Annotated in this window: 9 protein-coding genes and 2 tRNA genes; 3 read left to right on the forward strand and 8 right to left on the reverse strand. The window is 40.8% G+C overall.

Features of this window, described 5'->3' with window-relative positions; translation table 11 throughout:
* Positions 1 to 41 precede the first annotated feature (41 nt).
* The 7 genes from ABCM67_RS09535 to ABCM67_RS09565 all read right to left on the reverse strand — a co-directional run bounded on the left by ABCM67_RS09535 (position 42) and on the right by ABCM67_RS09565 (position 4,792).
* Positions 42 to 118 (reverse strand) — tRNA-Arg (locus tag ABCM67_RS09535).
* A gap of 28 nt (positions 119 to 146) precedes the next feature.
* Positions 147 to 205, reverse strand: a tRNA-Arg gene (locus ABCM67_RS09540).
* Positions 206 to 313: 108 nt separating this feature from the next.
* Positions 314 to 1,189, reverse strand: a complete 876-nt coding sequence (locus ABCM67_RS09545; RefSeq protein WP_147602755.1) for a DUF3881 family protein — start codon at positions 1,187 to 1,189, stop codon at positions 314 to 316.
* A gap of 33 nt (positions 1,190 to 1,222) precedes the next feature.
* Complete coding sequence (serS, locus tag ABCM67_RS09550; protein WP_015526534.1) at positions 1,223 to 2,518, reverse strand: serine--tRNA ligase; 1,296 nt, start codon at positions 2,516 to 2,518, stop codon at positions 1,223 to 1,225.
* A 44-nt stretch (positions 2,519 to 2,562) separates the two neighbouring features.
* Complete coding sequence (locus ABCM67_RS09555; protein ID WP_015526535.1) at positions 2,563 to 3,084, reverse strand: DUF4446 family protein; 522 nt, start codon at positions 3,082 to 3,084, stop codon at positions 2,563 to 2,565.
* Between the two features lie 8 nt (positions 3,085 to 3,092).
* Complete coding sequence (locus ABCM67_RS09560; RefSeq protein WP_015526536.1) at positions 3,093 to 4,025, reverse strand: ParB/RepB/Spo0J family partition protein; 933 nt, start codon at positions 4,023 to 4,025, stop codon at positions 3,093 to 3,095.
* Complete coding sequence (locus tag ABCM67_RS09565; protein WP_015526537.1) at positions 4,025 to 4,792, reverse strand: AAA family ATPase; 768 nt, start codon at positions 4,790 to 4,792, stop codon at positions 4,025 to 4,027. The genes ABCM67_RS09560 and ABCM67_RS09565 overlap by 1 nt, the downstream gene beginning before the upstream one ends.
* 3,474 nt (positions 4,793 to 8,266) lie before the next feature.
* On the opposite strand from ABCM67_RS09565, the gene ABCM67_RS09570 reads away from it, so the two are divergent.
* Both ABCM67_RS09570 and ABCM67_RS09575 read left to right on the forward strand, forming a co-directional pair.
* On the forward strand, positions 8,267 to 8,716 hold the full coding sequence (locus ABCM67_RS09570; RefSeq protein ID WP_015526539.1) for an SseB family protein: 450 nt from the start codon (positions 8,267 to 8,269) through the stop codon (positions 8,714 to 8,716).
* A gap of 606 nt (positions 8,717 to 9,322) precedes the next feature.
* On the forward strand, positions 9,323 to 10,276 hold the full coding sequence (locus ABCM67_RS09575; RefSeq protein ID WP_147602756.1) for an alpha/beta fold hydrolase: 954 nt from the start codon (positions 9,323 to 9,325) through the stop codon (positions 10,274 to 10,276).
* Positions 10,277 to 10,523: 247 nt separating this feature from the next.
* On the opposite strand, the gene ABCM67_RS09580 is transcribed toward ABCM67_RS09575, so the two are convergent.
* On the reverse strand, positions 10,524 to 11,114 hold the full coding sequence (locus ABCM67_RS09580; RefSeq protein ID WP_015526541.1) for a TetR-like C-terminal domain-containing protein: 591 nt from the start codon (positions 11,112 to 11,114) through the stop codon (positions 10,524 to 10,526).
* 582 nt (positions 11,115 to 11,696) lie between these two features.
* Between ABCM67_RS09580 and ABCM67_RS09585 the strand changes: the two genes are divergently transcribed.
* The coding region (locus ABCM67_RS09585; protein WP_342992817.1) for a YhgE/Pip domain-containing protein at positions 11,697 to 13,558 on the forward strand (1,862 nt) is incomplete at its 3' end.

Below are 13,558 nucleotides of genomic sequence, written 5' to 3' on the forward strand. Positions count from 1 at the left end.
AACGCTGCAAACCCTGAAAAAAGGCTTGCAGCGGTGCTTTCTGGCGTCCCAGAGAGGATTTGAACCTCCGACCCCACGCTTAGGAGGCGTGTGCTCTATCCAACTGAGCTACTGAGACATTTATAAGTTTTATGCAATTTTCAAGGCTCGAAGGAATCGAACCATCTGCCGCTTAGGAGGCGAGTGCTCTATCCAGCTGAGCTATATGGACATATATAGTTGTGAAACATTTCGAACACTTCCAAAAGTTTCACAACCATTATTTTACTATATTTATTTTGAAATTACAAGAATTAATTCTAAATTTGAAAACTTAATAGTGCAGCTGACCCTGCAGCCAGATTGTTCCTTTGAAGCGGCGTCCAACTGCCGGTTCACCGAGAAGATCTTTGCTGTTGATGCAGATATCAAACTGTATATCATTGCTCTCTATAGTCATCTGGCAGATTTCTTCACCTGTCAGGATATTCTTAAATTTCATGATATCCAGAATCTCACCAAGAACATTATACTGATCACATTCGATTCCATAAGGCATGAAATAAGAATCCACGATCGTGAGAACATCATCTGTAACAATTCTCTGGGAAATCATGGAGTAAGTATCCATATCCTCCATTGTAAGGCTCTCCATAGCTTCCTCATCACCATTACGCGCTGCTGCGATCAGATTAGTCCTGTTTTTGGAAAGCTCTCTCTCCACCTTTACCGCTTCCTTATCCTTCTGCAGCGGAAACAGGATCTTTCCCTCAGAAGCCAGACCGGAAACCGTCACCGGACGGTCCCCCGGGTCTTTCAGGCCTTTGTATTTCTCCTGCATATATTCTGCCAGATTCTGCAGATAAAAGATCATAGTCACGCCAATACGCAAATCATCACATGCTCCTGCATAAGATTCCTTATCTGTATGACGTTCAACAGTCACTTTTTCCTTGGATGTGATTCCTGTTCCCCTGAAAAATGGGAAATAATATTCCACGTGAAACTCACCGCTCTCATCGTACTGACCACAAACGCTGATTCCACAGTCACAGCCATAATTCTTGGAAAACTGTACAAATACGCCTTCCGGATGATTTTCCACGCAAACCTTTTCATCGTAGCTTGCGATCACATCACGGATGATCTCTTTTATTTCACTTCTTCTGGTAATCTGTGAAAAACCAACGGTCTTTAAATAACTGTGCACAAGAACACCTCCCTGAAAAAGCCTGCGTTTCTCTTACGCGCGTGTCTTTTTCTCAATCTTTGTCATACCGCCCATATATGGCTGCAGAGCTTTTGGAATGTTTACAGATCCATCTGCATTCAGGTTATTCTCCAGGAAAGCAATGAGCATTCTCGGAGGTGCTACTACTGTATTGTTTAATGTATGAGCAAGATATTTCTTGCCATCTTTGCCGTTTACACGGATTTTCAAACGACGTGCCTGTGCATCTCCAAGGTTGGAGCAGCTTCCTACCTCAAAGTATTTCTTCTGACGTGGAGACCATGCTTCAACATCGAGGGATTTTACCTTAAGATCAGCAAGGTCACCGGAGCAGCACTCAAGCGTACGAACCGGAATATCAAGAGAACGGAACAGATCTACTGTATTCTGCCACAGCTTGTCGAACCACATCTTACTCTCCTCTGGCTTGCAGACAACGATCATCTCCTGTTTCTCGAACTGATGGATACGGTAAACACCTCTCTCCTCAAGTCCATGAGCACCTTTCTCTTTACGGAAGCACGGAGAATAGCTTGTAAGTGTCTTCGGAAGCTCTTCCTCCGGAATAATCTGGTCAATGAATTTACCGATCATGGAATGCTCACTTGTTCCGATCAGATAAAGATCCTCACCCTCGATCTTGTACATCATAGCATCCATCTCCGCAAAGCTCATAACGCCTGTAACAACGTTGCTTCTGATCATGAAAGGCGGTACGCAGTAAGTAAATCCCCGGTTGATCATGAAATCTCTTGCATAGGAAATTACTGCGGAATGAAGGCGTGCGATATCACCCATCAGATAATAGAATCCGTTACCGGCAACACGTCTTGCGCTGTCAAGATCGATTCCATCAAAATTCTCCATGATATCTGTATGATACGGAACTTCAAAATCCGGAACAACCGGCTCACCAAATTTCTCAATCTCTACGTTCTGGCTGTCGTCTTTACCAATCGGTACAGAAGGATCGATGATGTTCGGGATCACCATCATATCTTTCAGAAGTTCTTCCTCAACCTCTTTCTCTCTCTGAGAAAGTTCCTCAATACGAGTTCCGGATGCAGCAACCTGTTTTTTAACCTCTTCTGCCTCTTCTCTTTTTCCCTGGCCCATAAGAGCACCGATCTGTTTGGAGATCTTGTTTCTCTCAGCACGGAGAGCCTCAACCTCCTGCTTAATCTCTCTGTTTTCTTTATCAAGTTCGAGAACCTTGTCAACCAGCTCCAGTTTGCTGTCCTGGAACTTATTGCGGATATTCTGCTTTACAACCTCCGGATTCTCTCTCACAAACTTAATGTCTAACATGATATTCCTCCTGTATTAAAAATATTCTTACTCTTTGCAGTTTTTTATTCCTTCTCAATCTCACCAAGGCCAAAGTTTACTGCTTTTCTCAAAGCTTCCACTTCTTCCTGACTAAGTACAACATAGGACTCACCTTTTACGATCTCCTTTAAATAAAGGAAACAGTTATCGCGGCTGTGAACCGCATTCAAGATCAGACCCGTATTGTTTTTATCAAGAAGCGCCAGTGCAAAGCTGAGTTTTCCACCTACATCATCAAATGCATCATACTTTTCAACGCCATATTTGCTGAACATTACATTCATATTTTTTTTGATAAAGCTGATGTCATGATCATGATCTTCCTTTGCTTCATACAGCCGGTCGATCTGTGCAAATTTTCTTACAAAAACTTTTTCCAGTGACTGTGCATCTCCGCCTCTCATAAACATCTTGTACTTCCGTTCCAAACGGCTGAGACGCATATTGCTACTCACCACATTGATCAGAAGAATGATGGTAAGGATCAGCAAAACAATGATCACAATCCCGGAATCAATTCCCATGCTTTCAAAAATCCCGCTCATTCTGCCTCCTATCTGATAGATTCGAACAGATCAATGATCCTCTCCAGTTCATCTCTGGAATAATATTCAATTTCAATTTTACCTTTGTTGTTCTTCTTTCGCTGAATGGATACCTTTGTTCCCATGATACCTTTCATTTTTTCTTCCAGGCTCTCATAAATGGCATCTTCTGCTGTGTTTTTCTCTGTTTTTACTTTTTTCGCAGGAGAAACCAGATTCTTTACAAGTTTTTCCGTCTCACGAACACTGAGTTTTTCATCAAAAACCTTCATGGCTGTTGTTTCCTGAAGAGCTTCATCAGAAATTCCCAGAAGTGCTCTCGCATGACCAGCTGAGATCATATCTGCAATTACCATTTCCTGAACTTTTGAAGAAAGCTTCAGAAGACGCATGGAATTAGTTACTGCAGTTCTGCTTTTGGCAACTCTGTCTGCGATTTCATCCTGTTTCAGGTGAAACTCTTCCATCAGACGTTTGTATGCCATCGCTTCCTCTATAGGATTCAGGTCTTCCCGCTGAATGTTTTCGATCAAGGAAATTTCTACGATTTCTTGGTCTGTAAACTCTTTTACAACAACAGGAACTTCCTTGAGTCCTGCCATCTTGGCAGCTCTCCAGCGGCGTTCGCCTGCAATGATCTCAAAATAATCCTTCTTATCGGATACCAACAACGGCTGAAGAACACCGTACTGTTTAATGGATTCCGAAAGTTCCAGCAGCGCATCCTCATCAAAATGTCTTCTGGGCTGATTCAGATTTGGTTCTACGCTGGAAATTTTCACAAGTCGTTCTGCGGCCGGATTATCTTTTTCAGTTGGTTTGTCTTTTTTTACAACTGCAGATCTTGTCTTTTTTGCAGGTTCCTTTGACGGACCGCCTGCTTTGTTCGGGATCAGTGCGTCAAGACCCTTTCCAAGGCCTCCTGTTCTTCTTCCAGCCATCACTCGTCCTCCCTGCCTATAACTTCTTCTGCCAGGAGGCGATAACTCTCTGCTCCTGTAGATCGTGAATCGTACAGATTGATCGGTTTTCCATAGCTTGGTGCCTCTGCAAGTCGTACATTTCTCGGTATGATCGTTTTGTATATATTCTGGTCCAGGTTTTCTTTTACATTTTCTACAACCTGAAGTGACAGATTTGTTCTGGCATCATACATAGTAAAGACCACGCCTTCGATCTTCAGTCTCTTATTCAATCGGTCTCTTACCAGTTCGATGGTATGTATCAACTGTGACAAACCTTCCAATGCATAATACTCACACTGAATCGGCACCAGAACGGAGGTTGCGGCTGTCAAAGCATTAATTGTAAGCATACTCAGTGACGGCGGACAATCCATGATTATGTAATCATATTTCCGGCGAAGTTTATCCGTGATCTTTTTCAGAATAAATTCTTTATCCTCAAGATCAACCAGTTCAATTTCTGCACCGGAAAGATTCATATTCGATGGTATCAGGTCAACATTATCTACAACGTTCTTTATAATGGTATCCTTGGTCTCTGCTTCTCCAAGCAGCAGCTCATAAAGGGTGTTTTCTACTGCATTCTTGTCTGCGCCAAGTCCACTGGTCGTATTTCCCTGCGGATCAATGTCGATGGCAAGAACCTTTTTCCCTTTTTCAGCAAGGCAGGCCGATAGATTGATGGCTGTCGTTGATTTTCCAACCCCGCCTTTCTGATTGGCAACTGCAATGATTCGTCCCATTGTACCCCTCCTTTTTATTTTTTTAAGGGATTTTTACTCATTGGATATCATTATAACACTTTTATTTTTAAACTGCCACATAATGTTTCACGTGAAACAATAGAAAATAGGTTTTGAATTATTTTATTTATTGTGTAGTATACCCAAACTCATTCCGGACTAAACAGAAGTTTGACAGTAACAGTACATCGATTATAAAGTCCATCAACTCCGCATAAACTTACAGTTTTATTTGTTACCAATCAGACTATATATTTTACACCATAAAAACGTACCAGAAATGAAGTTCCCATTTATAGATATTTTGCTGAAATTGTTCTGATTTATCGTAATCTCGAAAATAATTCGATTTTCTCGGTATAGATATATTATCTTTTATGGAACCTTGCACACTGCTACATAGGCATCAAAATCCCTTTCTTTTACAGCATTTATAGCATTTTCAAATTTTATCTGAACACTAAAAACATTGCTATTATTATCAAGCGAATAAAAGCATCTGTAAACACATTCGCAGTTCTACACTGAATAACTGCTTCGCGATTTACCAAAGGGACTACAAGCTACTCTTCCCTGATAAGAAGCAGTTCTTCAACCACTGCTTATCGTTTCTTGCAATTGAAGCCAAAAACAGTGGGACCTCCTGATTCGAGTCATACAAACAAAAGCATCCGCAGTTGCTACGCAGCTTTACACCGAATAACTGCTCCGCAGTTTATTAAAACTTGCTTGTACTCTTCCTGATATAAGCAAGTCACCAACCGCTGTTTATTGCTTCTTACACTTGAAGCAGGGGACCTCCTGACTCGATTAAAAACTATATCACGCTACCGTAAAGCGCATATGAGTTGTCGTTGTTGCGAAACATTTTTTAAGTCAAGCGGATAAAAACATCCTCTTCACTACTGCTCATAGTTTAATAAATGCTTCGCAGTTTATCAGAAGGAGACTGTACTTCTCCTGATACAAGCAAGTCCCCAACCACTGCTTATTGTAATTCACAATTGAAGCAGGTGAATTACTTGATTCGATTAAAATCTACATTAAACCTACCATAAATCACATAAGCACGAACTACAGCTGTTTTTTATTTCTGCAATTGTCAAAGATGGGGTTATAACTCTTTATTCTTAATCTGTCTTCGGATGTTTCACGTGAAACATCCGAAGATAGATTATCAAACCAATATTCATAATTGAAGCAAGTGACTTCCTCGATCCGGTTAAAAATGCCATCAACGAAATCGATCCAGGACACGGTTTGACTTGTAACTGCAAGGGTACTGAACAGTTACGAACACATTATAAAATCAATGAGAAATATCAAAAAAATACTCCGATATATTCTCTCTGGCATTATCTGTATCACGAAAGCATGTAAAAAATACAAGAAACTCCATCCACAAAATAATGTGGCTGTTATCTTTATATTCCCCAAAAGCATCTATATATAGTAAATGGAAACTTCTTTTCCCGGAGTGTTTTTATAGCGTGAAATACATGTATCTCTCGTGAAAAAAATATAATATTATGAAACTGGAATTTTCGATTTTTGTTTATTTTATTATGTTTACGAAAGATTTGCGTATTTATTTCATTTTTCTTCCAATCCTGTTATATATTCGTTATGTACATGTTAACTAAAGGCTTTTTCAAGCATAGTTTCATTTTGTAATATCCAATATAAAATGTATCTGAATAAAGTTCCGGCATAGAACTGGCATAAAATAAATTTCACTTAATAGGCTTTTTCTTCTAAATCAAGCCGTAAAACACTTCCCTGTCTTCTCTTTATCCCAGTCATGCGGACAAAAATTTTTGCATTCAATCATAGTTTTACACAAAATAGCTATTTTACAGTTTATCAGGAAGAGCACAAGTATTTTCCCACCCACAGCTTATTGTTTTTTTGTAATCGAAGCAGCTGCTTTCTTTTATTCGATCAATCAAAATTTTACATGTTTAAAGTAGGAACGGATCTATATTTTATCTTTTTGCCGCATGTGTGCAGGTGCACATTTTGCATTTTTAGACTTTTTTATATGTGTATACATATAAAGTACGTTTTATCGTACTTTTTTATTTAAAGTACTATAATTTGTACTTTAATGCTTTTTTCATTCGTAAATATCCTATTATTTCTATTTATTTGCCAGTATTTTCTTTTATAAAGTCCTTTTTATCGTACTTAACATTTGTGTTATTGTCATTATCATAGTGTTCTCTTCACAGAAATAATCTCTTATTTCTCTTTATTTCATCCTTACTCTTATATCGTTCTTCTATAAAATCCCCCATATTTTCCGCCTTACCCTCCATTTTTCATATAAATACACATTTTTATTACATTCACTTAACTTGTTAATTCCCCATCCAGTTCACAAAAGCATCTGACCGAAATCATGGGGAATACTGATGACAGTATCTGGCAACTCACCTTCAAGTGTGCAAACATATCTATCCAATTTGGGATCAAACGAATAAAAATACCCGTATTCGCTACGCAGTTCTACACCCAATAGCTACTTTGCAATTTATCAGGACCTGCTTACAATGTACCCATAACAGTGGCCACATGAATTAGTGCAGTACCTTGTTTTTAGACATGCCCACTATTCTTTTCCCTGCTTCTAAACGCCGTTGCATTCTTCCTAATACACGCCACCCACTGCTTATTACTTATTACTTTTTCGTAATTGAAGCAGGGGACTTACTGTTAACTGGTAATATTATCCTCCGAGTTTTTTTGTGCGCAAAGACCACTGAAAGCCCTGGACATACCATGCAAATTTATGTGATTAGCATAATTTCTGTGCATCGCGAAGTGTATTACCAAGAACGGAGTGATCAGTAATCAGGAAACTGCTTGATTTAATTCAAGCAGATAAAAGCATCCGTTTCACTACTTGCTCATAACCGAATAAGTGCTTCGCAGTTTATCAGAAGGAGCCTGCACTTCTCCTGATGCAAGCAAGTTCCCCTGATTATTGCTTTTCGAAATCGAACCAGGGGACTTATTTGATTCAGTTAAAAATACTTCTTCTCTTGCCTCATTTTCCCCTGAAATGCTATAATCCATAAAGAAAGCATTCGCAAACTCCTTGCAGTTTGCGGCTAATACATTGTTTCGTAAATAACTATACCAATCGCGTGGGATGTGGATTCGAGTGTGCAGGTATAAAAATGCAGGCGTAGCTGGCTATGCTGAGACTTTTAGATCTGTGCAGTCGGATTCACCAACAAGTAATTGGTATAGTTATTTCGAAAACAATGTACTAGTACAGCGAAAATTAAGTTTCTGCTATATTGACGTAGGATGATTTTCTCATATGCAAGGCGAAGGAATGAGGCGTAGCGGTGGCTACGGCGATTGACGACAACGCAGCATATGAAAAATCAGACAAGTCAATATGGCGGTTACTTAATATTCGCTGTACTAGTCATTTATCATCTGATTGAAAGGAATATTTTATACATGAACACCACAAATAATCGCAACGATTTCTATAAAGAACAATTAGACAAGACTTTAAATGGCAATGAAAAGATCGAAACTGCCATTGCAGCACTCCAAAAAGAAGCAACCGAAGAAATGCTTGCTCATACTCTCACCGTAATCCGTCACAGAATGCAGGAGCAGGCACAGCTGATCATTGCTGTAGAACCTCCAAAAGGTGATGGAAAAATTTCTCTTCATGCGATCAAAACCAACGATGGAAAGCAATGGTGGGCTGCATTTACCAGCTTTGACGAAGAGTTAAAAGGCAGTGATAAGATCATGTCCTCATTTACCGCAGATATTGATAAGATTTTTGCTTCTGCATTGCAAGAGCCGTCTGTTGAGGGAGTAATTCTCAATCCATGGAACCGCACACTAATGCTGAACAAAACCCTTATCAACATCATCCTCGGCAATCCTGTATAGCATCAGCTCTGTCGGATAACAAGTCCAATGTTTCACGTGAAACACTTGGTATTTTACTGAAGTATAAAAGCATTCCAGCGGATAACAGCATCCGCTTCGCTACTTGCTCATAACCAAATAACTGCTTCGCAGTTTATCAGAAGGAGCTTTTCCTTCTCCTGATACAAGTAAGTCCCCTGCTTATTGCTCTTCGCAATTAAAGCAGGGGACTTACTTGATTCGGTTCGAAATCTGATTTCTATGTATCATGAAGCATATTGGCGATGCTACTGTTCACTGATAATATTCCGTATTTTTTTTATAAACGAAGGCTGCAGAAAGCCCGAAGCCATACCGCACCAATTTATGCGATCAACATAAATTCTTTGCATTGCGAAGCGCATTACTGAAAGCAGAACGAACAGCAACTTAGCGATCATCGCCAAGAACAGAATGGACAGTAGCGTCAGCATACAATAACAAGGTTAGGGTTCCCACAAAAGCATTGTAAATTTTTCGTTCCTGTCGTATAATAAAGCAAAGAAATATTCAGAAAAAATCAGATCAGATACCTGAATTACGTTACATCTGTCCTGATTATTTTTACAAATTCCAGGAGGCTTTTTAATGAAGAAAAATGGACACAGACTACTTACTCTTGCAGCTTTAGTCGGAACTGCCGCAGGTGTTATTCATATTGCTAACCGTTTCATAGATGCCACATCTCAGCTTAAAGATATGCTGGAACAGCCACACAGCAAAACCTATGGCTGGCGTTTTGGAAAGATTTTTTATACAAAACAGGGACATGGCACCCCTATTCTTCTTATTCATGATATCATGCCAGGCGCTTCCGGTTATGAATGGAATGCCATAGAGAAGCAGCTCGCAACCGAACATACAGTTTACACCATTGATCTTCTTGGATGTGGACGTTCCGAAAAACCGGATATTACTTATACCAATTTTGTATTTGCTCAGTTACTCTGTGATTTTGCCAAGAATGTGATTCGTGAGGAAACCGATGTTATTGCCAGTGGTTTCTCAGGTTCTTTTGCGATCATGGCTTACCGTAACAATTCCGACCATTTCCGCAAGATCATGCTGGTCAATCCACCAAGCTTCAGTTCCCTGAAGCAGGCACCTTGCAAAGACAACAAGCTCTTTAAGTATTTTATCGAGCTTCCGATTTTCGGAACTCTGATCTATCATATGGTAGCTTCCCGCGAATCCATCAGCAGTCTGTTTATGGAAAAGCTGTTCTACAATCCCTTCCATGTAACAGATACACTGGTAGACACCTATTATGAATCCGCTCACAAGGGTGGTTCCAACGCCAAATATCTGTATTCCAGCTACATTGGCAAATACCTGAATATCAGCATTAATAATGCCGTAGAATCTTCCGATGCATGCATCTATATTATTTCCGGAGAAAAAGAAGCTTCCGCTTCTCTTATCGCAGAGGAATACCAGAAGCTGAATTCTTCCATTGAAACCGCTGTGATCCCGGAAACCAGACATCTTCCTCATCTGGAAGATCCGGAACATTTCCTGGAACAGGTAGCTATTTTCCTGTAAAAACAGCTTATGATCCGGCATCAAAATTTATCTATAATAATTTTGGAGATCAACGTATCAAAAGAACATTGTTTATGTTCGGAGCCGTTGAGCTTCATGCAGTAATTTGTGGAAATGCTATAAACCAACAAAAAGCCAATAAAAAAAGAGTACTGTTTCACGTGAAACATGAGTTTTCCCTCAAACAAACGTGAAACAATACTCTTTATTTTTTACCAGACTCACAGCATGCATCCGGACATTTCTCTTATCTAAGTGCCTGCTCCAGATACATGTGTGTTGTATTATCGATCAGCTTATGTGTCAGCTCTGCCATATGCTGTGTACTCTCCTGATTCTCAGAAGACAGCCATGTCTTGATCATTCCCACGCATCCATTCAGACAAAACGCATACGCATACTCAATATCACGGTTGTCTTTCGGCAGACGAATTGACAAGCGATGCAGCACTGTATCTGCGATCAGTTTTTCTATACGATTCACAAAAGCCATATCTCCATTCTTTCCAAGAAGTGCGATACAAATATCCTTATTATGATCCAGGATCGTAAATATCTGCTCAATAAAAGGATACGAGCTCTCCTTATTATTAAGAGGATCCAGAGGATAGTCTGCCACCAGATGCGTGATTTCCTCCATCAATTCAGCCTCTATGGATTCCAGCATCTGATAGATATCTGTATAGTGAAGATAAAATGTGGAGCGGTTTATATCAACTTCTTCCACCAGTTCCTTTACCGTAATTTCCTTAATACTCTTCTTCTGCATAAGACGGGCAAGCCCCGCTCGCAACTGTGCCTTGGTCTTACGTACTCTTCTGTCAACTTTTTCCGCCATCTTAATTCCCCCTGCAATTCAAAAAAGCAAGCACGTTTCCTCCGCCTCAATCACCTGTTACTTACGATACTCTGCAACTGTCATACAATGCATAATGCATCCTTCAAACGAATAAAAGCATTCGCTTTCTCTACGCCGATCTGCATGATACCAGATATCTGCTGTTGTTAAGAATTGACAAGATCAAAATTGTTAACGACGCCGACCTACACGATACCAGATATCTGCTGCATATTTGTGTTGAAACATAGGAATCCTGTCTGCATTTAATATTACCAACTGCACATAAATTCAAAGGAAATAACGTACTTTTTGTCTATTATGCAGTTTTTTATTTGTAATAGACACTTCCATTATTTCCGTCTATTAATATACATTCAGTAAAGATTTAATGGTTGTATCTGTGGTATGTGTTTAGTATAATACATCACGTAAAGAAAATCAACACTTTGTTTGATAATGGAGCATTAAGCTATTAATAGATTTTAATATGATTAATAGATCTCGTCACCATTACTGGAATAAAGTTTGATTAATCAACTATGTTTGATAATACAATTTAATAAGAAAGGGATAGGTAATATGATCAAAAACGAATGGAAAAGCTTACTTCGTAACAAGCTCATGCTTATCGTCGTAATCGCCATTATCGTAATCCCGATCATCTATGCAGGTCTGTTTCTGAAATCCATGTGGGATCCTTACGGAAACGTAGACAGCCTGCCAGTGGCCGTGGTAAACGAAGACAAACCTGTCGAGTATAATGGCAAGACCTTAAGCATAGGTAAGGACATGACGGATGAGCTGAAAGACAACGACTCAATGGCATTTAACATTGTAGACAGCAAGACAGCAGAGGACGGTCTGGCCAATGGAACCTATTACATGGTTATCAAAATCCCGGAAAATTTCTCCGCAAACGCAGCCACTGTAATGGACGACGATCCAAAGCAAATGGAGCTATCCTATGAGACAAACCCTGGAACCAACTATATCGCCTCCAAGCTCAGTGAAACAGCAATGCTGAAGCTTCGTGATAACATTGCTTCCAAGGTTACGGAAACCTATACAGAAACCGTTTTTGATTCTATCTCAGAAGCAGGTGACGGAATGCAGGAAGCTGCAGACGGATCCGGAAAGATCGAAGACGGACTGAATACAGCAGCTGATGGTAACAAAACAATTACCAAAAACCTTAAGAAGCTTTCCACCAGTACTCTTACTTTCGTAAGCGGTGCTGACAGTCTCACCGAAGGTCTTAAGACCTACACCGATGGTGTTGCAAAGGTTAACGATGGCGCAAAGAGCCTGGACAATGGTGCAGATCAGCTGAACAGCGGCGTTGCAACCCTCACAGAAAAGGTTCCGGAGCTGACAACCGGTGTGGATACTCTGGATAAAGGTGTTCAGCAATACACCGCTGGTGTGGATGAGCTTAATAAAAATTCTGATGCACTGAAATCCGGTGCAAGCAGCCTGGAATCCGGTGCAAACCAGCTGAACAGCGGCGTTGCAGCTCTGACAGAAAAGGTTCCTGAGCTGACAACCGGTGTAGATACTCTGGATGAAGGTGTTCAGCAGTACACCGCTGGTGTGGATGAGCTTAATAAAAATTCTGATACGCTAAAATCCGGCGCAAGCAGCCTGGAATCCGGTGCAAATGCATTAAGTGCAGGTATTGATACTCTTTCCGACGGAACAACACAGTATGTAGCTGGTGCTGACACTCTTGCAGATGGAACTACCACCTATGTGGCTGGTGCTGGCAAACTCGCAGCCGGTGCCAAAGAGCTTGCAAAACTTGAAGACGGACTCACAACAGTTTCCAATGGTATCTCTCAGCTGAATACCGGTGTTACCAAAGGAACCGATGACTCACAGTCACTGATATCCGGAACACAGCAGCTGGAAAACGGACTGAAAGCCCTGAACGATAAGGTTTCTGCTCTGAAAGAGGGAACAACACAGGAATCCATCAACAAGCTTGCAGCCGGCCTTACTTCCGCAAAGGATGGTATGGACACAGCCGCAACTGGTATGAACAGTGCTGCAGCTGGTATGAACAATGCGGCAGACGGAATCAACAACGCAGCCGGATATATCACTCAGGCCGCAGGCATCACAAGTCAGACCAGCAGCAGTATCACAGACAGTCTGATCCCTGCTCTCCAGAATGCAGGCACACAGTTCTCACAGGTAGGTGATCAGGTCAGCAACATCCTTACAGGATACGGACAGCAGACAACGGAGGCACTTACTGATGCAAATACCAAGATCGGTACTGCCGGACAGACAATGACCGATTTAGCAGCACAGCTTCAGGCGATTCAGGCAACCGCTTCTGAGGACGGAACCATTTCCGCAGCAGCTCTGAATGATGTGATCAACGCTTTAAACAGCGTAGCCGGTGGAATGACTGGCGTGGACGGTTCTTACATGAGCAG

The sequence above is a fragment of the Blautia sp. 2227st1_G12_2227SCRN_220401 genome, assembly GCF_039062885.1.
Taxonomy (GTDB): Bacteria; Bacillota; Clostridia; order Lachnospirales; family Lachnospiraceae; genus Blautia_A; species Blautia_A fusiformis.